This is a genomic window from Streptomyces sp. NBC_00448 (assembly GCF_036014115.1).
GTDB lineage: Bacteria > Actinomycetota > Actinomycetes > Streptomycetales > Streptomycetaceae > Actinacidiphila.
In genome coordinates, this window is the sequence record NZ_CP107913.1 from 9011512 (window position 1) to 9031167 (window position 19656).

Annotated in this window: 19 protein-coding genes; 5 read left to right on the top strand and 14 right to left on the bottom strand. The window is 74.0% G+C overall.

Going from position 1 to position 19656, the window contains the following annotated elements; genetic code table 11:
- Positions 1–6 precede the first annotated feature (6 nt).
- From fabG to OG370_RS38730, 6 genes are all read right to left on the bottom strand, one after another.
- Entirely contained in the window at positions 7–852 is an 846-nt protein-coding gene (fabG, locus tag OG370_RS38705) for a 3-oxoacyl-ACP reductase FabG (RefSeq protein WP_328472749.1), read from the bottom strand.
- 82 nt (positions 853–934) lie between these two features.
- The gene (locus tag OG370_RS38710; RefSeq protein WP_328472751.1) at positions 935–1204 is read right to left on the bottom strand and encodes an acyl carrier protein; all 270 of its coding nucleotides are present in this window, start codon (positions 1202–1204) and stop codon (positions 935–937) included.
- A gap of 167 nt (positions 1205–1371) precedes the next feature.
- Positions 1372–2589 carry a ketosynthase chain-length factor gene (locus tag OG370_RS38715; protein ID WP_328474834.1) on the bottom strand — a complete coding sequence of 406 codons (1218 nt, stop codon included), beginning with the start codon at positions 2587–2589 and terminating at the stop codon, positions 1372–1374.
- A gap of 41 nt (positions 2590–2630) precedes the next feature.
- The gene (locus OG370_RS38720; RefSeq protein ID WP_328472753.1) at positions 2631–3902 is read right to left on the bottom strand and encodes a beta-ketoacyl-[acyl-carrier-protein] synthase family protein; all 1272 of its coding nucleotides are present in this window, start codon (positions 3900–3902) and stop codon (positions 2631–2633) included.
- A complete protein-coding gene (locus OG370_RS38725; RefSeq protein ID WP_328472755.1) occupies positions 3899–4228 on the bottom strand; it encodes a TcmI family type II polyketide cyclase in 330 nt (109 codons plus the stop codon). The genes OG370_RS38720 and OG370_RS38725 overlap by 4 nt, the downstream gene beginning before the upstream one ends.
- Positions 4229–4505: 277 nt before the next feature.
- Positions 4506–5996: an FAD-dependent monooxygenase gene (locus OG370_RS38730; protein ID WP_328472757.1), complete on the bottom strand. Its 1491-nt coding sequence runs from the start codon at positions 5994–5996 to the stop codon at positions 4506–4508.
- Positions 5997–6800: 804 nt separating this feature from the next.
- Here OG370_RS38730 and OG370_RS38735 point away from each other — a divergent pair.
- Positions 6801–7412, top strand: a complete 612-nt coding sequence (locus OG370_RS38735) for an OvmZ protein (RefSeq protein ID WP_328472759.1) — start codon at positions 6801–6803, stop codon at positions 7410–7412.
- On the top strand, positions 7409–7714 hold the full coding sequence (locus tag OG370_RS38740; protein WP_328472761.1) for a hypothetical protein: 306 nt from the start codon (positions 7409–7411) through the stop codon (positions 7712–7714). Before OG370_RS38735 ends, OG370_RS38740 begins: the two co-directional genes overlap by 4 nt.
- A gap of 233 nt (positions 7715–7947) precedes the next feature.
- On the opposite strand, the gene OG370_RS38745 is transcribed toward OG370_RS38740, so the two are convergent.
- The gene (locus tag OG370_RS38745) at positions 7948–8874 is read right to left on the bottom strand and encodes an NADP-dependent oxidoreductase (protein WP_328472763.1); all 927 of its coding nucleotides are present in this window, start codon (positions 8872–8874) and stop codon (positions 7948–7950) included.
- Positions 8875–9232: 358 nt separating this feature from the next.
- Here OG370_RS38745 and OG370_RS38750 point away from each other — a divergent pair, with 358 nt between their 5' ends.
- On the top strand, positions 9233–10339 hold the full coding sequence (locus OG370_RS38750; protein WP_328472765.1) for an NAD(P)/FAD-dependent oxidoreductase: 1107 nt from the start codon (positions 9233–9235) through the stop codon (positions 10337–10339).
- Positions 10340–10525: 186 nt separating this feature from the next.
- Entirely contained in the window at positions 10526–11329 is an 804-nt protein-coding gene (locus OG370_RS38755; protein WP_328472767.1) for an SDR family NAD(P)-dependent oxidoreductase, read from the top strand.
- 109 nt (positions 11330–11438) lie between these two features.
- Here OG370_RS38755 and OG370_RS38760 read toward each other — a convergent pair whose 3' ends face one another.
- From OG370_RS38760 to OG370_RS38775, 4 genes are all read right to left on the bottom strand, one after another.
- Entirely contained in the window at positions 11439–13067 is a 1629-nt protein-coding gene (locus OG370_RS38760) for an FAD-dependent monooxygenase (protein WP_328472769.1), read from the bottom strand.
- Positions 13068–13308: 241 nt separating this feature from the next.
- A complete protein-coding gene (locus tag OG370_RS38765; RefSeq protein WP_328472771.1) occupies positions 13309–14097 on the bottom strand; it encodes a sugar phosphate isomerase/epimerase family protein in 789 nt (262 codons plus the stop codon).
- 221 nt (positions 14098–14318) lie between these two features.
- Positions 14319–15449 (bottom strand): mandelate racemase/muconate lactonizing enzyme family protein, encoded by a 1131-nt coding sequence (locus OG370_RS38770; RefSeq protein ID WP_328472773.1) that lies wholly within the window; start codon positions 15447–15449, stop codon positions 14319–14321.
- Positions 15450–15529: 80 nt separating this feature from the next.
- On the bottom strand, positions 15530–16495 hold the full coding sequence (locus tag OG370_RS38775) for a hydroxyacid dehydrogenase (protein ID WP_328472775.1): 966 nt from the start codon (positions 16493–16495) through the stop codon (positions 15530–15532).
- 127 nt (positions 16496–16622) lie between these two features.
- Between OG370_RS38775 and OG370_RS38780 the strand changes: the two genes are divergently transcribed.
- A complete protein-coding gene (locus OG370_RS38780; RefSeq protein ID WP_328472777.1) occupies positions 16623–17552 on the top strand; it encodes a LysR family transcriptional regulator in 930 nt (309 codons plus the stop codon).
- Between the two features lie 94 nt (positions 17553–17646).
- Here OG370_RS38780 and OG370_RS38785 read toward each other — a convergent pair whose 3' ends face one another.
- From OG370_RS38785 to OG370_RS38795, 3 genes are all read right to left on the bottom strand, one after another.
- The gene (locus OG370_RS38785; protein WP_328472779.1) at positions 17647–18792 is read right to left on the bottom strand and encodes a PP2C family protein-serine/threonine phosphatase; all 1146 of its coding nucleotides are present in this window, start codon (positions 18790–18792) and stop codon (positions 17647–17649) included.
- 337 nt (positions 18793–19129) lie between these two features.
- Positions 19130–19312 (bottom strand): hypothetical protein, encoded by a 183-nt coding sequence (locus OG370_RS38790; protein ID WP_328472781.1) that lies wholly within the window; start codon positions 19310–19312, stop codon positions 19130–19132.
- Positions 19313–19388: 76 nt separating this feature from the next.
- Complete coding sequence (locus OG370_RS38795) at positions 19389–19574, bottom strand: hypothetical protein (RefSeq protein ID WP_328472783.1); 186 nt, start codon at positions 19572–19574, stop codon at positions 19389–19391.
- Positions 19575–19656: the final 82 nt, after the last annotated feature.

Below are 19656 nucleotides of genomic sequence, written 5' to 3' on the forward strand. Positions count from 1 at the left end.
GCCGGGTCAGAAGTTGCCCAGGCCGCCGCAGACGTTGAGGGCCTGCGAGGTGACCGACGCGGCCGCGTCGGAGACCAGGTAGCCGACGAGGCCGGCCACCTCCTGCGGGGTGGAGTAGCGGCCGAGCGGGATCTTCGCCTGGAAGCGGGTGAGGACGTCGCCCTCGCTGACGTCCCACGCCTGGGCGTAACCGGCCCGCACCCGCTGGGCCATGGGCGTCTCCACGTAGCCGGGGCAGACGGCGTTGACGGTGATGCCGGTGGGGGCCAGTTCGTTGCCGAGCGCCTTGGTGAAGCCGACCACGCCGTGCTTGGACGCGGAGTAGGGAGCCCCGAGGACGACGCCCTGCTTGCCCGCGGTGGACGCGATGTTGACGATCCGGCCCCACGGCCGGTCCCGCAGGCCGCCGGTGGTCAGCACCTCCCGGGTGACCAGGAAGACGCTGTTGAGGTTGGTGTCGATCACGTCGTACCAGAGCTCGTCGGCGATGTCGGCGGTGACGCCGCCGCCGGAGCGCCCGGCGTTGTTGACCAGGATGTCGACGCTGCCGTACGCGGCGACGGCGGCCTCGACGAAGAGCCGCACCGAGCCGGGGGCGCGCACGTCGACCTCGGCACCGGCCACGGTGAGCCCGGCGGCGCGCAGTTCCTTGACGGTGGTGGTGACCGCCTCGCCGGTGCGTGCGCCGAGGAAGACCCGATGGCCCTGCTCGGCGAGTTGGCGGGCGACGGCCAGGCCGATGCCGCTGGTTCCGCCGGTGACGACGGCGACGCGTTCGGGTCGTTCGTTGCGTTCGTTGCGTTCGGTCTGTTGGGGCCGGCCCTGCCGGTCCGGCTGTTCGCTTGGTGCCACGTCCTGCTCCTTGGTCCTCGCGGCGCCCTCGCGGGCGACGGGTGTCGAGGCGTACCCGGGCCGGGTACGCGGGGGATGCGGGTCACGCGGGCGGGGCCGCGGCCAGTTCGCCGTTCACGGCGGCGATCAGCGCCCGGGGGGTGGTGTCCGGCGCGAGCGCGTCGTCGGCGAGCGCGATGCCGTACTCGCGCTCGATCCGGCTGCCGGTCTCCAGCAGGGCGAGCGACTCGTAGCCGAGCGCGTCGAAGTCGGTGTCGAGGATCTCGCCGTCGAGGTCGACGGTCTCGTCGGCGCCGGCCCCCTCCCGCAGGATTCGGCGCAGGTCATCGAGGTGGAAGGGCAGTTGGGGCATGACGTCCTCTCATCGGTGCGGGGGAGTGGGGGAGCGGGGGAGCGGTGCCGGCGGGGGCCGAGGGCCCCGGGGCGCCCGGACCGCGGCGGGACGGCCGCGCGCCGGGCGCCGCCGGGACCGGCTCGGGCCGGCTCGGACGAGTTCAGGTCCGAGCGGCTCGGATCGGCTCAGATCGGTTCCGCCGCGCGGACCACCACGGCCGAGTTGAAGCCGCCGTAGCCGCGTGCCAGGACCAGGGCCGTGCGCAGCGGGACCTCGCGGGCCGCGCCGGTGACCAGGTCGATGCGGTACGCGGGGTCGGGCCGGACATGGACGGTCGGCGGGATCACGCCGTGCCGCAGGGCCAGCAGCGCAGTGGCCAGGTCCAGCGGGGCCGCGCCGGAGCCGAGCCGGCCGGTGGCGGTCTTGGGGGCGGTGACCGGGACGCCGCCGGGGCCGAACACCGCCGCGAGGGCGTCCGCTTCGACCCGGTCCAGCGCGGGCAGGCCCGCGGCGTCGGCGAAGACCACGTCGATCTGCTCGGCCGTGACCCGCGCGTCGCGGAGGGCGACGTCGATGGCGTGCCGCAGCCCCGGCTCCCGACCGGTCTCCGGCCGCGGGTCGAAGGAGGCGCCGTAGCCCGCGATGACGCCGTAGCCGGGCACCCCGCGGCCGCGCGCCGAGGCGGCGTCCTCCACCAGGAGGATGGCCCCGCCCTCGCCGGGGACGTGGCCGGAGGCGGAGGCGTCGAAGGGCAGGTAGGCGCCGGCCGGGTCGTCGCTCGTACTGAGCCGCTCGCTGGCGAGTTGGGCCACCCAGCCCCAGGGGCACAGCGCCGCGTCCACACCGCCGGAGACGATCACCGGGGTGCCCTTGCGGATGAGCCGCCGGGTGTGCGCGAGCGCGTCCAGGCCGCCGGCGTGATCGCTGACGACCACGCCGGACGGCCCCTTCATGCCGTGGCGGATGGAGATCTGGCCGCTGTTGACGGCGTAGAACCAGGCGAAGGACTGGTACGCGCTCACGTACTGCCCGCCCTGGCTCCACAGCTTCCGCAGCTCGTTCTGCCCGAACTCGAAGCCGCCGGAGGTGCTGGCCGTGACCACGCCCATGTCGAACGCGGCGTGCTGCGACGGGTCGATCCCCGCGTCGTCCAGTGCCCAGTCGGCGGCGACCAGGGCCAGTCGCGTCATGCGGTCGGTCTGCGGGATCAGCCGGCCCGGCAGGTGGTCCTCGGCGACGAAGCCGGTGATCTCCCCGGCCAGCCGGGCGGGATACCGGTCCGCGTCGAAGCGGGTGATCGTCCGGATGGCGCTGCGCCCTTCGACGGCCGCGGACCAGTACGCGCGCGTGCCGAGGCCGGTGGGCGACACGATGCCGAGACCGGTGACCACCGCCCCGGTCACCGGCGCCCGGGTCGCCACCGCCCCGGTCGCCGCTGCCCCGGTCACGCCGCGCTCCGGTCCGGCTCGGCGAGCACCATGGCGCTCTGGAAGCCGCCGAAGCCGCTGCCGACGGTGAGCACGGTGTCGGTGCGGTGCTCGCGTGCGTTGAGCGGGACGTAGTCGAGGTCGCACTCGGGGTCGGGGGTGTGCAGGTTCGCGGTGGGCGGCACCACGTCGTGCCGTATCGCGAGTGCCGACGCGGCGATCTCGATGGAGCCGATGGCGCCCAGCGAGTGGCCCACCATCGACTTGATCGAGCTGACCGGGACCCGGCGGGCGTGCTCGCCGAGGCTGCGCTTGAACGCGGCCGTCTCGTGCCGGTCGTTCTGCTTGGTCCCCGAACCGTGGGCGTTGACGTAGTCCACGGCGGAGGGATCGAGCCGGGCCTCGTCCAGGGCGACCCGGATCGCCTCGGCCATCTCGGCGCCGTCCGGCCGCAGTCCGGTCATGTGGAAGGCGTTGCAGCGGGAGGCGTAGCCGGCGATCTCGGCGTAGACCCGGGCACCTCGCCTGCGGGCGCTGCCGAGTTCCTCCAGGACGAAGAAGGCCGCGCCCTCGCCGAGCACGAACCCGTTGCGGGTGCCGTCGAAGGGGCGGGAGGCGTGCGCGGGGTCGTCGTTGCGGGGGGTGGTGGCCTTGATGGCGTCGAAGCAGGCCACCGTGATGGGGGAGATGGGGGCGTCGGAGGAGCCGGCCACCATGACGTCGGCGCTGCCCTCCCGGATCAGCTCGACCGCGTGGCCGACCGAGTCGATGCCGGAGGTGCATCCGGTGGAGACCACGGCCGAGGGCCCCTCGGCGCCCGCGGTCCAGGCGACTTCGGCGGCGAACGAGCTGGGGACGAGGTAGTCGTACAGGTGCCGCACCGCGTAGGTGTGGTCGACCTCGGCCAGCCGGCCGCCGTCGCTGACGACGCGGTACTCCGTGTCGAGCCCGGTGGTCGCGCCCACCGCGCTGCCGACGGTGACGCCGACCCGGTGCGGGTCCAGGGCGCCGATGTCGAGGCCGCTGTCGTCGAGCGCCTCGCGGGTGGCGGCCACCGCCAGTTGGGCCGCCCGGTCCATCCGCCGGATCTCCTGCGGGCCGAGGCCGTGCGCCTCGGGGCAGAAGTCGATCTCGGCCGCGATGCGGGACCGGAAGGGCGCGGGGTCGAAGAAGGTGATGCCCCGCGTCGCGGTGCGGCCCTCGCTGAGCAGGCTCCAGAAGTTCTTGACGCCGACGCCGCCGGGGGCGAGGACGCCGATACCGGTGATGACGACACGCCGCCCGCTCATGCCGAACCGTCCCAGTCGTAGAACCGGGTGGCCATGGCGTCGGACGGGGACCGCCAGGTCGCCGGGTCGTAGGCGACGATGAACGGCTTGAGGTCGGCGCTGATCCGCACGAAGCGGGGGTCGGTCTTCGCCTCCTCGATCCGGGTGCCGCCGTCGTTGTCGTCGAAGTCCTGCAGGTGGAAGTAGAGGCCGTGGTAGGAGAACAGCTGGCGGCGCCGGGTGCCCATCCGGTGCGGCACGTCGGTGCGGTCGAAGTCGGCGAAGAGCGCGCCGACGTCGGCGGCGTGGCCGGGTTCCATCCGGGCCACGATCAGGGTGCTGTGCATGGGTCCTTCTCTCGGTCGTTCCGTTGGCGGGGTGACAGGAGAGCGGGGGCACGTCGTCGGGCCCTGCGGTGCGGGGTGGTCAGGGGGACGGTCGGTCGGGCGGGGGCCGGTTACGGGTTGGGCGGTGATGGGGGCGGAGTCGCTTGCGGGAGCGGCGGGTTGAGGGGGACCGTCGGGCGGGGGCGGGGGCGGGGGCGGGGGCGGGGTCGGACAGGGGCGAGGCCGCGAAGGGTGCTCGGGCGGACTTCGGAGACGCGGCCGCGGCCTCGCGTACGGGTCAGGCCGCGGCGGCGCGGACGGGCCGGTGGGCGGGGCCGAACCACCGGGTCAGCGCCTCGTCCAGCCGGACGCCGGTGCCCGGCGCGGTCCAGGCCACGTGGCCGTCCGGGCGGACCAGGACGGCCCTCGTCCCGGTCGGAGGCGCGGAACCGCCGTGCCGGGGCGCGCCGGTGACGATCGTCAGCCGGTCGCGCCAGGCGGCGGCGCGGCGGCGCAGCCCCGGGTCGTCGGCGAGGTCGAGAAGCACACCGCGGGCCGGGTGGAGCAGTTCGGTGGTGCCCACCGTGCCGCCGGCGGTGGCCAGTTCCTGGTGCGGCAGGCGGCGGCCCAGCAGCGGGTGCGTGCCGGGCCCGACGTCGTAGCGGATGTCGAGGCCGCTGACCATCCCGGCCAGGTGCCGGCCCACCTCGTCGTGGACCACCAGGCCGGTGAGCACGTCGCGCAGCGGCTGCACCTCGCTGCCGCTGAGGTAGAGCAGGCCCTGCGCGCGGGTGTTGGCGAGCAGCCGGCGCCCGACCGGGTGGCGCTCGCCGTGGTAGGTGTCCAGCAGGGCTTCGGGGGCGTCGCCGCGTACGACGGCGCCGAGCTTCCAGCCGAGGTTGACGGCGTCCTGGACGCCGGTGTTCATGCCCTGGCCCCCGGCGGGCAGGTGGATGTGGGCGGCGTCGCCGGCCAGCAACACCCGGCCGCGGCGGTACTCGGTCGCCTGCCGGGCGGCGTCGCCGAAGGCGCTGATCCACAGCGGCGTGGCCCCGGCGATGTCCTGGCCGGTCAACCGCTGCCAGGCGGCGGCCACTTCGGCGTACCGCAGGCCCTCCGGCCGGGCGCGGGGGCGGGCGCCGCGCTCGCAGGCGATGATCCGGTGCACGCCGTCGCCGATCGGGACCGACATCGCCATGCCGCCCGGTAGCGACTCGCCGATGGGGCGCGGCGCGATGTCGCAGTCGCCGATGTCGGCGAGGAACATCTCCATCGTGGACTCGGTGCCGTCGAAGGCGAATCCGGCGAGCCCGCGTACGGTGCTGCGGCCGCCGTCGCACCCGACCAGCCAGGCCGCCCGCAGCGTGCGGCGGCCCCGCGGCCCGTCCACGTCGACGCTGACGCCGTCGGGGTCCGCGCGAAGCCCCACCACCGCGGTGCCGCGCAGCACACGCGCGCCGAGTTCGGTGATCCAGTCGCCGAGCACCGCCTCGGTGCGGTGCTGGGGCACGCCCCGCACGCTGAAGTGCGCGCCGTCGAGCACGCCGAAGTCCACCGGCACGCCGCCGAAGTGGCCGAGCGGGCTGGTGTCGAGCGGTCCGTAGCGCGGCAGCAGCCCGCGCTGGTCGAAAACCTCCATGGTGCGCGGGGTGAAGCCGAGCCCGCGCGACTCGCCGCTGGGCCGGGGCAGCCGGTCCAGCACGAGGACGTCGACGCCGGCCAGCCGCAGTTCGCCGGCGGTCATCAGTCCTGTGGGGCCCGCGCCGACGACGATGACGGCAGCGTCCATGGTGGTGCCTCCTCTCGGTGTGTTCCACGGCAGGTGGAAGCGAAGGGGCGACGGGGGAGGGATCGGGCGGCGGTCGCAGCCGCAGCCGTAGCCGGGCCGCGGACCGCCGGGAGGTTCCGGGCGCACCGGGGCCGGCAGGGAAAGGACGCCGGGCGCAAGGGTGCCGGGCGGACAGGGCGCCGGGCCGGACCGGCGCCCGGGGCGCGGCGTCGCCCTCGGGGCGAGGAGAGCGCTCCGGGTCTCCCGCGGGAGCCAGTAAGGCTTCCCGATGTGGGCACAGGTGTGCCGCGGAAAAAGTGTGACAGTGCCCTTCCGGCAATGTCAATAGCCGATCTGAATCGCGATCATACGCCCGGTGCAAAGCTGGACGGCGACCGGTTGGCAGGACGGTGCAAAGCTGGTCGGCGGCCGGTCTCCGCGCCGGTGATCGCTGCTCGGCGGGGTCTCCACACACGTCCTTCATCCGCATGTCATTGGGCGAAACATTTCCCCCGGTCGGCCGCCGCCCGCCCCGCCCCTATTTCCTTGACGTCCCGCCGCGGGACTGCCTAGTGTTCTGCCGGACTCAGCTGCGAACAGCCCTTCGATTCACCTCTCCGGCCGGGACGAGAATTTCGACCACCCGGCCGGCCGACCAGAAAGGGTGTCCTCATGTGCCCGCCCCCGCTCGTGACGCAGGCCCGTGCACCGCGGCATGCACCCGCCACGCCCGTCGACCGCGTCGCCGCGTGTGCGCGCTGCGGCGGCGAGGCCCGGCCGGGCAGACCTGGCTCCCCCTCGGGCCGACGGCTGTGCGGGCGGTGCGTGGAGCGACTGCGGACCGACCTGTGCCGGGTGCTCACCCTCTACGAGGAGTCCGAACGCGCCCTGGTGCGCTCCCCGGTGGGACTGCGGCAGCGGGTCAGCGGCAGCCGCTCGGTCGGGATCGTGCTCGACGACGAGACGGTGGCGGTGCGCTCGGCGATCCGCTCCGTGCTCCAGTCGTGGGCGCGGCTGGTCGCCGACGAGCGGGGGGTGCCGGGGGCCGGTGACACCGAGGTCAGAGGGTTGCTGCGGTTCCTGGTGTGCCATCTGGACTGGCTCTGCGGCCACCCGGCGGCGCAGGACCTCGCCGACGAGGTGGCCGAGCTGCTGGCGTCCGCGGGCGTGCCCGCGGGCCCAGCGCCGCAGGCGTCGGCGCCGCTGGGGCCCTGCTCGCAGCCGGGCTGCGGCGGCACGCTGCGCGGACCGGCCACCGCCGCGGGCGATGCGCTGCCCGCCGCCGATCAGGTCCGCTGCGAGCACGGCCACGCCATCCCCCCGCGCCAGTGGTTCCTGCTGGCCGAGCGGATACGCCGCGGGCCCGGCGACCGGCGACCGGGACCCGCCACGCCCACCCGCCCCGGCCGGCCGGCCCGGGAAGGCGCCGTGCGGTGAGCGCCGGCCGGCGCCGCGCGCGCACCGTGCCCACGGAACTCGCCGCACTCGCGATGGGCGTTTCCGAGGCGACCATAAGGAAATGGGCGAGCCGCGGGAAGATCACCCGGTACGGAACTCCGCAGCGCGCGGAATACGACCTCGACGAACTCTTCGAACTGGCCGATGGCGGCAACCGGGAGATTCCGGCGGACCATTCCTCGGAAGACCGCGCATCCGAGGGAGATGAAATCGGTGGAGCACCCGAAACGCATATCGAGAACGGCCTCCGTGGAGAAGTCGACTGCGGCGCCTGCCGGTGAGACGTAAGTGCGCGTCGCGCCGCCGGGCGCGAGGGGTTTCCGAGCGGTATTTCGCGGAACGCGCACGTCCGCGCCCGCGGATTCCCCTTTACGGAGAGACGTCCTTACGGGTGCGGTCTCCGCGATGCCGGACCCCTGGAGCGGCGGCTCCTGACGCCCGACCGCCGCCCCACTGCCGCGCCACCGCCGCCCCGCCGTGGTTCCCTCGCGGCCCCGCCGCGGCCCGGCGGGCCTCATGGTGCGGGAGGCATCTCCAGCACCACCTTCCCCACGGTGTGACCGCCCTCCACCGCCCGCACCGCCTCCGGTGCCTGGGCGAACGGCACCACCCGCGTCACCTTCGGGTCCAGGGCGCCGGCGCGCACCAGCTCCACCACCGCGCCGAGCAGCGCGGGGTCGCGAACCGGTCCCACCGGCGCGCCGCCCAGCGCGCCGACCGCCTCCCGGTCCGCCCCGCTGACCACCTTGGCCGGGTCCGCCACCAGGGCCGCGGCCTCGCGCAGCACCTCGCCGCCGACCAGGTCGAGCACGCCGTCGATGCCCTGGGGCGCGGCTGCCCGCACCCTCGCGGTGAGCCCCGGCCCGGAGGCGACGTGCCGTACGCCCAGCGACTCGACGAACTCCCGCTTGCCGGCGGACGCGGAGCCCACCACCGTCAGGCCGAGATGGGCGGCGACCTGCGCGGCGGCCACCCCCACCCCGCCGCCGACCCCGGTCACCAGCAGCGTCGCCCCGGCCCGCAGCCCCAGTTGGCGCACCGCGCCGTACCCGGTCGCCGCCGCTATCGGCAGCACCGCCGCGTCCGTCCAGGCCACCTCGGGGGGCTTGCGTACCGCCGCGTCCGCGGCGAACAGCGTGAACCGGGCGTACCCGCCGGTCAGCGGACCGCCGAGGACCGCGTCGCCGACCGCGAACCCGGCCACCCCCGACCCCACCGCCACCACCTCACCGGCCGCCTCGCCGCCCATCACGGCCGGCAGGTGCACGACCGGCGCCCCGCGCGGCCGGCGGCCCGAACGGCGCTTCCAGTCCACCGGGTTGACGCCGGCCGCGCGGACCGCGACGAGCAACTGCCCCGGCCCCGGCGCGGGGCGCGGCAGGTCCGCGAAGTGCTCGACCTCCGGGCCCCCGTAGCGAGCGTGTACATAGGCCAGCGGCATGTGTTTCCCCGGTCTTCCCAAGCGGTTTCCGCACCATACGGAAACCGGTCCGACGACTTCCCCTGCACGGCGATTCCTTCTGCCGATCGGCGGCTGATCGATGACCGATCCACGACCGATCCACGACCGATCCGTGCGGGTTCCCGGCAACGGAGACTCCGTTCGTCCGCGACTCCCGCGAAAATGCCATGCAGATTGCATTTTACCTAAGACGCTGGCTAGGCTCCACCGAAGTACGACGGAGCCTCAGTTCTCCGTCGAAGGCACGGCATTCGGCCCGCGCCGCGCGCCCGGCGAGCCCCTCGGCCGTCCCCGCGCGATTCCCGGCGGCGGGCGACACGGACAAGGAGCACAGCGAATGGCAAGCACGGTCGTGGTCGTCGGTGGCGGATACGGCGGGGCGGCATTGGCCCGTCAACTCGACGCGGACTTCGATGTGGTGCTGGTCGACCCCAAGGACGCCTTCGTCCACACGGTCGCCGCCCTGCGCGGGCTGGTGGACGAGGACTGGTCACAGCGGATCTACTTCCCGTTCGACGGGCTGTTGCGGCGGGGCCGCCATCTGCGCGACCGGGCCGTGGCGGTCGACGAGCGCGGGGTGACCACCGCGGGCGGGGTGCGGCTGGACGCGGACTACGTGGTGCTCGCCACCGGCTCCTCCTACCCGTATCCGGCAAAACCGGAGACCGACGACTCCGCGGTCGCGCGCGCCCGGCACGCCGCGACGCGGACCGCGCTGGCCGCCGCCGAGCGGGTCCTGCTGCTCGGCGCGGGGCCGGTCGGGCTGGAGCTGGCCGGCGAGATCACCGAGCGCTGGCCCGGTCGGCAGGTCGTCCTGGTCGACCCGGCCGACGACGTGCTCGGCGGACGCTACCTGCCCCAGTTGCGCGACGCGCTGCGCGAGCAACTCACCGCGCTGGGCGTGGAACTCGTCCTCGGCAGCGCGCTGGCCTCGCCCCCGCCGGTGCCCTCCGGCGAGCACGCGCCGTTCACCGTGCACACCCTCGCGGGCGTCCGCATCGAGGCGGACCTGTGGTTCCGCTGCTACGGCGTCTCACCGCTGAGCGACATGCTCCGGGGCGCCCTCGCCGCCGCGCGCCGGCCCGACGGTTTCGTGGAGGTGGACGAGCACCTGCGGGTGCCCGGGGCGCCGAACGTCTTCGCCGTCGGCGACGTCACCGCGGTGCCCGAGCCCAAGCGGTCCAAGGCCGCCTCCGAGCACGCCGCCGTGGTGGCCGACAACATCGCGGCGCTCGCCGCCGGGCGCTCCCCGCAGCGGGTCCACCAGCCGGGCGGGGACGGCGTCCTGGTCCCGTTGGGCTCCACCGGGGGCGCGTCGCAGGTGCCGGGGCCGGACGGGCCGGTCGTCCTGGGCGCGCAGGACACGGCGCGCTACAAGGGCGGCGACCTCCTGGTGGGCCGCTACGCGGAGCTGTTCGGCCTCGGGCAGCCGGTCGCCGGATGACCAGGAGCCCGAGCCGGAGTCCGGGACGGCGCCCCGGCAGATGTGACGGTCCGTCATGTTCCTTCACATGAAGGCGCGTTGACCGAGATCCCGACACAACTCCGCAGCGCCGCCGTCACACGTGTCCGCCAGGATCGGGAGCACATCCCGGCTCGAACGAGGGCTCGAACGAGAGGTGGTCCATCGATGGGCAACGGAACGCAGTCCCTTGCGGGCAAGGTGGCCGTGGTCACCGGCGGTGCGGGAGGCATCGGTGTCGCCACCGTGGAGGCGCTGGCGACGGCGGGTGCGGACGTCGTCCTGGCCGACGTCGAGGACGCCCCCGTCCAGGACATCGCCGGCCGGCTGGCCGCGAAGGGGCTCTCCGTGGTGGGCCGCACGGTCGACGTCGCCTCCGAGGACAGTGTCCGGGCCCTGGTGGACTTCACCGTGGACACGTTCGGCGGCATCGACGTGCTGGACAACAACGCGGCCCTGACGTCGGCGATCCGGGCCGACCGGGACGTGGTGTCGATGTCGGTGGAGCTGTGGGACCAGGTGCTCGCGGTGAACCTGCGCGGCCCGATGCTGCTGTGCAAGCACACCGTGCCGGTGATGATCGAGCGCGGCGGCGGCTCCATCATCAACATCACCAGCGGGCAGGGCCTGTCCGGCGACCGGGTCATGGTCGCGTACGGCAGCTCGAAGGGCGGGCTCGTCTCGCTGACCCGTTTCGTCGCCGCCGCCTACGGTGCCGACGGCATCCGCTGCAACGCCGTCGCGCCCGGGCTGGTCCGCACCCCGGCGCTGGAAGCGGACATGCCGGTGCCGGTGCAGCAGATGTTCCAGAGCGCGAACCTGATCCCGCGCCTGGGTACGCCGGACGACGTCGCGCAGCTGGTGGCGTTCCTCGCCTCTCCGGCGGCGTCCTTCATCACCGGTCAGGTGCTGCCGGTCGACGGGGGCTTCCTCTCCCACCTGCCCACGCTGTCACCGCTGCCTCCGCGCTGACGCGGGGCGCCGCGCCCGGCACCGACCGGCCGTGGCCCGGGCCGACCCTCGCGGGCCGGTCCGGGCCACCGCCGGTTGCCGGTGCCGGGGCGCGTACGCAGCTGGAGGGTCACCCGATCCAGGGTGCGAGGCCGGCCTGGAGGGCGTCCGCGGTGGCCGGGCCGGCCCAGGCGACGTAGCCGTCGGGGCGTACCAGGACGGCATCCGTTGCCGCGCCGCCGTTGCCGTCGCCATCGGTGGGAGGGGTGCGACGGGCCACCACCAGGCGGTCCTTGCGGTCGGCGAGGACCGGCAGCAGGTCAGCCGGGTCGTCGTCCGCCGGGCGGGTGTCCGCGGTGGCGCCGGCTGCCGCGGCTGCGGGAAGGGCCAGGACGAACCGCCCCTCGCGCAGCAGCTCGTAGAGCCGGCCCGCGTCCAGCTCCAGATCCGGGGCGCGCCTGCCGACGTCGCGACGGGCGCCGCGGGGGGCGGGATAGGAGTAGCCGATGCCGGTGATCTCGCCGACGGCCTGCCGTGTCACCGGCCGGACGTGGGTGACCACGAGTTTCCGCAGGGTGCGCAGCGCGACCTCCAGCGGATTGTGGGCCATCGCCAGCCGCAGGTTCAGGCCGCTGGTGCGCAGGACGGCCCGGCCGATCGGGTGGCGCTCGCTGTGGTAGCTGTCCAGAAGGGCGTCGTCGCCCCAGCCGCCGAGCACCGCGGCGAGTTTCCAGCCGAGGTTGGCGGCGTCCTGAAGGCCGGTGTTCATGCCCTGGCCGCCGGCCGGCGAGTGCTGGTGGGCGGCGTCCCCGGCGAGGAACACCCGGCCCACCCGGTACCGCGGCACCTGGCGTTCGTCGCTGTGGAACCGGGAGAGCCAGCGCGGGTCGTGCATGCCGTAGTCGCTGCCGAAGGCCCGCTCGATGATCGACCGCAGCTCCTCGAACTCCAGCGGGGAGTCGTCCGGTTGGCCCCGGTGGGCGCGGTCCCAGCCGCCGACCCGCCACCAGCCGTCGCCGAACGGGGCGATGAAGCCGAACGCGTCGCCGGTGCCGTGCACGCGGACCACCAGTTCGGGCTCCTCGGTGAACTTCACGTCGGCGAGCGCGACCGACCGTATGACGACCTTGCCGGGGAAGGGCAGCCCCAACGCCTCGCGCACCGCGCTGCGTACGCCGTCGGCGCCCACGAGGTAGGCGGCGCGCACCGTCGTCTCCTCGCGGGCCCCGCCGGTGCCGGTGCCGTCCTCGCGGCCGGCGTCGGCATCGGTGTCGGTGTCGGCATCGGTGTCGGTGTCGCGCACCGAGACGGTCACCCCGTCGGCGTCCTGCGTCAGGCCGTGGACCTCGGTGCCGTAGCGGATCGTGGCGCCCTGCTCCAACGCCCGGCGCAGCAGCAGCTTTTCCACCTCGTACTGCGGGGTGACCAGCAGGAACGGGAACCGCGAGGGCAGTTGGCCGATGTCGAACGGTATCGCGCCGAACAGCCGCAGCTCCCGGATGACCTGTCCGGTGGGGACCAGCTCGTCCGCCAGGCCCCGGGCGTCGAGGAGTTCGAGGGTACGGGCGTGGACGCCGAAGGCGCGGGTGAGGTTGCTGACGCCTTCCGGGCGCCGTTCGAGGACCACCACGTGCACGCCGGCAGCCGCGAGGTCGCCCGCGAGCAGCAGCCCGCTCGGGCCGGCGCCGGCCACCACGACCGTGCGGGAGGGCGGTTCGGCCGCACCCGTGCCGGTGCGGTGCCGAGGTTCCTGGGACATGCGCGACTCGCTTCCTGAAGAGAAGACGGGGCAACGCGTGCCGGCCCGGAGTCGGCGGTGCGGCGGGAGCGCGGCGGGCACCGCGGGCTCCGCGGAACAGGGGGCGCGGGGCCGGCTCGCGACACGTCTCATCCTGCTCCGCGTCTGTGAACCCCGTGCTGCGGCGGCATGTCGGCCCCCGGGGCTCCGCGTACGGGCCACCACGGGCTGCCGGTCCCGGCGCGGGCCCCTTCGCAGGCGCCTACCGTGCCGCCCGGCGGGCCGCGGCCAAGTCGGTGACCAGGAGCTCCTCGACGGGGACCGAAGGGTCCGAGTACTGGCCCGACAGGCAGACCGGCCCGTGGTAACCGAGACCGGCCAGCACCTCCAGCGCGGTGGCCCAGTTCGCGAGCCCCTCCTCGCCGGGAACGAACCAGGTGTGCCAGCGGTCGCCGGTGGAGGAGCCGCCGGCTTCCACCGGGGCGTAGACGGCGTTCTTGAGGTTGACGATGCCCAGCCGGTCGGCCGCCAGCGGCAGGGTGACCCTCGGGTCGTCGCCGGCCAGCGCGTCGTGCGCGGCGTCCCAGACCAGCCTGAAGTGCGCGGAGGGCAGGCCGTCGAGGAGGGCCAGCACCCCGAGTGTGGACGAGACGTAGCTCCCGTGGTGAGGCTGCACACCGACCTGCACGGAATACCGCTCGGCGAGCGGCGCCGCCGCTTCGAGCCAGGCGCGTGCGCGGTGGGCGGACGCCGCGTAGCCGTCCGGGCCGAGTGCTGCCATCACCCGGATCATGGGGACTCCCGCGGCGGCGCACGCCGCGAAGAAGGACTCGTCGAGGTAACCGGCGATGCTGATCACTTCGACGCCGTCGTCCCTCAACCGGTGGGTGAGCTTGGGCAGTTCTCGCTCGGCCACCGCGGGCGTCACATACGAGGTGTCCCGCACGGGCACCTCGGCGCCGGCGAAGCCCAGGCCGGCGACGAGGGGCCCCAGCCGGTCGCCGGGGAGTTCGGACCAGGGTTTGGTGAAGACGGACCACAGGAATGTCATGGTTCGGCGGCCTCCGAGCCCGCTCATGGTGATGCTCGTCAGGGAAGGGACCAGCGCCGTCGCCGGCCCGGAAGGCGGCCCTGCTCGGCCCGGACGGCGGTCCTGTTCGGCCGGGACGGCGGTCCTGTTCGGCCGGGACGGCGGTCCTGTTCGGCCGGGACGGCGGTCCTGTTCGGCCGGGACGGCGGTCCTGTTCGGCCCGGACGACCGTCCGGGCCGGGTCACCCGCGGCTCAGGGCTTTCGCTTCGGCGCGGATACGCTCCTCGTCGACCTCCACGCCGAGCCCGGGCGCGGTGGGCACGGTCGCCGTGGCCGCGGTGATGGACAGCCCTTCGACGTAGAGGTCGGCGAGCAGTTCCGGGCCGTTCAGCTCGGCCGGCAGGGCCAGCTCCAGCTGGCTGAACAGATGCAGCGCCGCGGCGAACCCGATGCCGCAGTCGGTCAGACCGCTGCCGAGCACTTCGAGCCCGTCGGCCGCGGCGAGTTGCGCGGTCTTGAGGGCGTTGCGGATGCCGCCGGACTTGCAGATCTTGACCACCACCAGATCGGCGGCATCCAGGCGCAGGCACCTGGCCAGGTCCCGTGCGGTGAAACACCCCTCGTCGATGGCGACCGGCAGAGCGGTCATCTGCCGCAGCCGCCGCATGCCGAGCGTGTCCGTGCTCGGCACGGGCTGCTCCACGCAGTGCAGGGTCGAGACGTCCCGGAGCCGGTCCAGGAGACGCAGCACCGCGGTGGGACGGTAGGACTGGTTGGCATCCAGCCAGATCGGCTTGTCGCCGGCCACGCCCGCCACGGCCGTGACCGCCGCGGCATCGGCGACGGGGTCGCCGGCGATCTTCACCTTGTACGCGCCGTAGCCGCGGGATTCCTGCGCGTGGGAGCGGACGGCGGCGGGTTCACCGACTCCGATGGCCGAGCAGAGCGGTATCTCGTCACGCACCTTGCCCCCCAGCAGGGCGTGGACCGGTTGGCCGGCCAGTTTGCCCGCGGCGTCGTGCAGGGCGATGTCCACCGCGGCCCGCGCGAAGGGGAAGCCGTTGGACACCGACGGGCTGAGCCGGCGCGCGGCCCGGGCGTGGAACAACTCCACGTCGAAGGGCGTGAGTTCCAGCAGGATGGGGGTCAGCTCGCGCTCGATCACCGAGCGGATCGTCTCCGCCGTCTCGTAGCTCCAGCTCGGCAGGGCTCGCTGCTCGCCCCAGCCGCTGACGCCGTCCTCGGTCGTCAGTTTCACGAAGACGACCGAACCCGCCTGGTCGGGGCCGCCGACGGCTCCGCTGCCGAGCACGAAGGGGCGGGCGAAGGGGACGGCGACGGTGAAGACGTCAACCGCCGTGATTCGGGACATGGAAGTCGAACCTTTCGCATCGGGTGCCGGGCGCGCGGATGTGAGGACGCGGTACGGTCCGGCGGCCGGCCGGGGACGGCTCAGGCGGCGGTGGACCACGCCGCCGGGTCGACCCAGGAGGGACCGCGGGCGCCGCTTTCCCACCACGCGGCGACATCGGCCATGACGTAGCCGGTCAGTGCGAGGTGGCCCTCCACCGTGTCGCCCGCGACGTGCGGGGTGAGCAGAAGGTTCGGGCAGCTCAGCGTGTCCGCGTCGAGCACCGGGGGCTCCGAGTCGTAGACATCGAGGGCGGCGAGGAGCCGGCCCGCGCGGGCCTGCTCGATCAGCGCGGACTGGTCGACGGCCGGGCCCCGGGAGGAGTTGACGACGATCGCGCCGTCGGGCATGGCGTCGATGAGCGTGCGGCTCACCATTCCCTCGGTCGCGGGCAGGTTCGGCACGTGGACGGAGACGACGGGACAACTCAGCGCCTCTTCGAGGGAGGTCGTGCGCACGCCGAGCCGCCGGGCCCGCTCCTCGTCGAGATAGGGGTCGTACACCGCGATGTCGCAGTGGAAGGGCGCCAGCAGGGTGATCAGGGCCCGGGCCGTCGAACTGGCGCCCAGGATGCCCACCCGGCGGTGGGCGAGTTCGTGGCCCCGCAGCCGCGGCTGTGTCCAGCCGCCGGCCCGCACCGCGGCGTCCAGCTGCGGAAGCCGCCGGGCGAGGGTGAGCATGGCCCCGAGGCAGTATTCGCCCACCGACCACGCGATCCGGCTCGCCGCCGAGAAGACGGCGACGCCTTGGTCGAGGACCTCCCGGTCGAGGAGCCTCTTCACGGTGCCGGCCGCGTGGGCCACCGCGCGCGGGCCGTCCGCGCCGGCCCAGATCGACCGGTCCAGGTGGGGCGTACCCCAACCCGTCAGCAGCACGTCGCTGCCGACGGCGAGCCGGGCGACCTCCGCACCGCTCATCCGCGCACCGCCCCAGACCACTTCGTAGCTTCCCTCGATCTCGCGGCGGAGCTCCCGCCCGCACACGTCGTCAACGCGCTGCGGTGTCATGGCTACGGCCAGTTTCAGCAACCTGAACTCCTGGATGTGGGATGCCTCGTGCTACCGGGCACGAGACTAGGAAGGACCGCTCATGCGCGTCCAAGCCCAAATTCGCATCGACCGATACCGTGACGGTATGAACTACTCACTTCAGCAGCTCCGCGGCTTCGTCGCGGTGGCGGAGGAGCAGCACTTCGGCCGCGCCGCGGTTCGCCTCAACATGACCCAGCCGCCGCTGACCCGGCAGATACAGGCCCTCGAACGCATCCTGGGAGTCACCCTGTTCGAGCGCGGCGGCCGGGGCACGCGGCTGACGGCCGCCGGGGCGGTCTTCCTCGACCACTGCCGCCGGGTGCTCGCCCTGCTGGAGGCGGCGCCGGCCGCGACGCGGCGCGCCGCCGACGGGCGCAGCGGTACCCTCCGCCTGGCCTTCACCTCGATCGGCGCCTATGCCGTACTGGCCGACATGCTGAAGCTCGCGGACGCCCATCTTCCCGACGCGGCGGTCGAACTCACCGAACTCGCCAGCCCCGACCAGTTCACCGCCCTGTCGGAACTGCGCGTCGACATGGGACTGGTGCGCCCACCGATCCCGGAGCAGTACGAGTCGGTCCTGGTGCACACGGAGGACCTGGTGCTCGCGGTCCCCGCCGGGCACCCGCTCGCCGCGGCGGGACCGGTCCTCCTGGCCGACGTCACGCACGAGTACATCGGCTACAGCCCCGAGGGCTCCCGCTACCTCCACGATGTCTGTGCCGCGCTGATCGGAGTCGACCGTTATGCCGTCAGCCAGTTGACCTCGCAGGTGCCGACCATGCTGGCACTCGTGAGGGCGGGCCTCGGCTGCGCCCTGGTGCCGCGCTCGATCATGGCGATGGGGGTACACGGCGTCCGCTACCGCGACCTCGCCCCGGCCGACGCCCACTCCGTCACCTTGCACGCCTGCTGGAGCCCGGACAGTCCCAATCCCGTGCTGCGCCGCCTGGCCGACGTCCTGCGCACCTCCGGCTCCGGTCTGCCGGCCCTGCCCGACGCGCGCGGCAGCGAGCGGACCGCGAGCGCGTAGCTGCCAGGACCGGGCGGTCGCACCCGGGCGATGTCGCCCCGGGCGGCGGCGAGCAGTTCCCCGGCGTCGGCGAAGCGGGCCCGCGCCTGCCCGGCTACAGCGCCCGGTGCGGGGAGCGGCGCACGGCGAGGACCGCGAGGTCGTCCTGCTGTACCCCCGCGGCGAAGGAACGCGCGTCGTCGACGAGCGAACTGGTGAGCCGATCGGCGGTGATGTCGGTACGACCGCTGAGGCGCGCCTCCAGCGGGTAGAAGGCGCCGTCGGGCGAACGGGCCTCGGTCAGACCGTCGGTGCACAGCAGCAGCGTCGCCCCGGCGGGGAAGGCGAACCAGGACACGGTGCGCGGCTCGTCGACCAGCTTCGCCAGACCGAGCGGCACATGCTCCGTTCCCACGCCGATGGCGGTGACGTCGCCGGCGTGCAGCAGATACGGCGGGATGTGGCCGCACGAGACGACCTGGGTGTCGACGGCCCCGTCCACCCCCAGGACGAGCGCGGTGACGAACCGTTCCGGCTCGCCGCGCCCGAGCGCGTCGTCGTTGTGGCGGACCACCGCCCCCTCGAGGGCGTCGACGAGCGAGGTCACCGTCGGCTCGCGGTGCGCGGCCTCGCGGAAGGCGCCCACCACGTCGATGGCCATGCCGATGGCGGGCAGCCCCTTCCCCTGGACGTCCCCGATCAGCACCCGGGTGCCCCAAGGGGTGGCCGCCACGTCGTAGATGTCGCCCCCGACGAGCTTGTCCTGCTGCAGCGGCTCGTACACGCCGTCCACGAGGACGTCGTCGGTGAGCATGGGCAGCGGCCGCAGGATCTGCCGCTGCATCGCGGCCGCGGTCGACCGCAGCCGTACCAGTTCCGCCTCGCGGCTGATCCGCGCGCGGGAGGCGTAGACGGCCAACGCGCCGAACGCGACGGCGAACAGCGAGAGGACCACCCGGTCGACGATCCGCCCCGTGGGCTGCAGCGCCACCGGGATGATGACGATGGCGCAGACCCAGGTGGAGACCATCGCGGTCTGGCGCGGGCTGCACCGCGCGGCGGCGAACGCCGGCAGGAACACCAGCAGGCCGAGAACGAGCACCGCGGTACCGGTCAGCAGGACGAGGGCGAGCGCCACCGCCGTCGACACCACGGTCGTCAGTACGACATTGCGGGTGGGCGGGGTGCCGATGGGGGCGTCCTCGTCGCTGTCCGTCAGCCCTCGTGCCGAGGGCAGCGCTGCTCGGAGCAGACGGGGCATGCGCGGTTCCTCCAGCGGCGATCGCGGCGAGCCGGCGGCGAGTACCGCACCCGGCAGCAGACAGACCGCCCCGATCATTCCCTCCCGCCGACCGCCCGTCGGAAGGCTGGCCGCGACCGCGCCGAAATGGGCCCGTACGGGTGGCGACACCGCTGTCCGGGTGGCGGTACGCGCGCGGGCCGGCGCCGTACCGCCAGGTCACCGGCCGCGTCGTGCGCGCGCCCGCAGGCGTCCCGGACCCGCCGCCTGCCGGGGGCGCGTCCGTGACACCTGCGGGACGGGGCCTACGCCGCGGGAGCCGCACCCCGGGGGATGCGGCCCACGCGAGCAGCGGTGGTCAGGCCGTGCAGCCGGCGCACAGCGTCGTGTCGCAGCAGCTGAACGACCATTCCCAGCTCTGGGCGATCATGCCGCCGTGTGCGACGTCGGCGATGTCGATGGAGCTGACGGGGCTGGAGTCGGGCGTCCCGGTGGGGGTGTATTCCTTCCAGGAGCGCACGATGTCGTTGTCCATGTCCATGTGTCGACCCTTTCTGAGGCGGGCCACGCCGCGGGAGTCGCACCGTCGCGATGCGGCCCCCGGCCGGCAGTGGTGATCAGTGGATGGAGCAGTCGGAGCAGAGCGTCGTGTCGCAGCAGCTGAACGACCACTGCCAGCTCTGGGCGATCATGCCGCCGTGTGCGACGTCGGCGATGTCGATGGAGCTGACGGGGCTGGAGTCGGGCGTCCCGGTGGGGGTGTATTCCTTCCAGGAGCGCACGACGTCGTTGTCCAAGTCCATGTGTCGACCCTTTCGTTCGTTTCTCTGGTGGTGCCGGATGTGGTGCCGCAACATCGCCGGGAACTCCCGGCGGATGCGCGCT

What these genes read in the sequence shown, in the direction of transcription:
- OG370_RS38795 (WP_328472783.1), bottom strand. Translation starts at nt 19,574, where the DNA reads ATGGACTTGGACAACGACGTCGTGCGCTCCTGGAAGGAATACACCCCC.
- OG370_RS38790 (WP_328472781.1), bottom strand. Translation starts at nt 19,312, where the DNA reads ATGGACATGGACAACGACATCGTGCGCTCCTGGAAGGAATACACCCCC.
- OG370_RS38785 (WP_328472779.1), bottom strand. Translation starts at nt 18,792, where the DNA reads ATGCCCCGTCTGCTCCGAGCAGCGCTGCCCTCGGCACGAGGGCTGACG.
- OG370_RS38720 (WP_328472753.1), bottom strand. Translation starts at nt 3,902, where the DNA reads ATGAGCGGGCGGCGTGTCGTCATCACCGGTATCGGCGTCCTCGCCCCC.
- OG370_RS38755 (WP_328472767.1), top strand. Translation starts at nt 10,526, where the DNA reads ATGGGCAACGGAACGCAGTCCCTTGCGGGCAAGGTGGCCGTGGTCACC.
- OG370_RS38775 (WP_328472775.1), bottom strand. Translation starts at nt 16,495, where the DNA reads ATGACACCGCAGCGCGTTGACGACGTGTGCGGGCGGGAGCTCCGCCGC.
- OG370_RS38730 (WP_328472757.1), bottom strand. Translation starts at nt 5,996, where the DNA reads ATGGACGCTGCCGTCATCGTCGTCGGCGCGGGCCCCACAGGACTGATG.
- OG370_RS38725 (WP_328472755.1), bottom strand. Translation starts at nt 4,228, where the DNA reads ATGCACAGCACCCTGATCGTGGCCCGGATGGAACCCGGCCACGCCGCC.
- OG370_RS38765 (WP_328472771.1), bottom strand. Translation starts at nt 14,097, where the DNA reads ATGACATTCCTGTGGTCCGTCTTCACCAAACCCTGGTCCGAACTCCCC.
- OG370_RS38745 (WP_328472763.1), bottom strand. Translation starts at nt 8,874, where the DNA reads ATGCCGCTGGCCTATGTACACGCTCGCTACGGGGGCCCGGAGGTCGAG.
- OG370_RS38770 (WP_328472773.1), bottom strand. Translation starts at nt 15,449, where the DNA reads ATGTCCCGAATCACGGCGGTTGACGTCTTCACCGTCGCCGTCCCCTTC.
- OG370_RS38760 (WP_328472769.1), bottom strand. Translation starts at nt 13,067, where the DNA reads ATGTCCCAGGAACCTCGGCACCGCACCGGCACGGGTGCGGCCGAACCG.
- OG370_RS38750 (WP_328472765.1), top strand. Translation starts at nt 9,233, where the DNA reads ATGGCAAGCACGGTCGTGGTCGTCGGTGGCGGATACGGCGGGGCGGCA.
- OG370_RS38780 (WP_328472777.1), top strand. Translation starts at nt 16,623, where the DNA reads ATGAACTACTCACTTCAGCAGCTCCGCGGCTTCGTCGCGGTGGCGGAG.
- OG370_RS38710 (WP_328472751.1), bottom strand. Translation starts at nt 1,204, where the DNA reads ATGCCCCAACTGCCCTTCCACCTCGATGACCTGCGCCGAATCCTGCGG.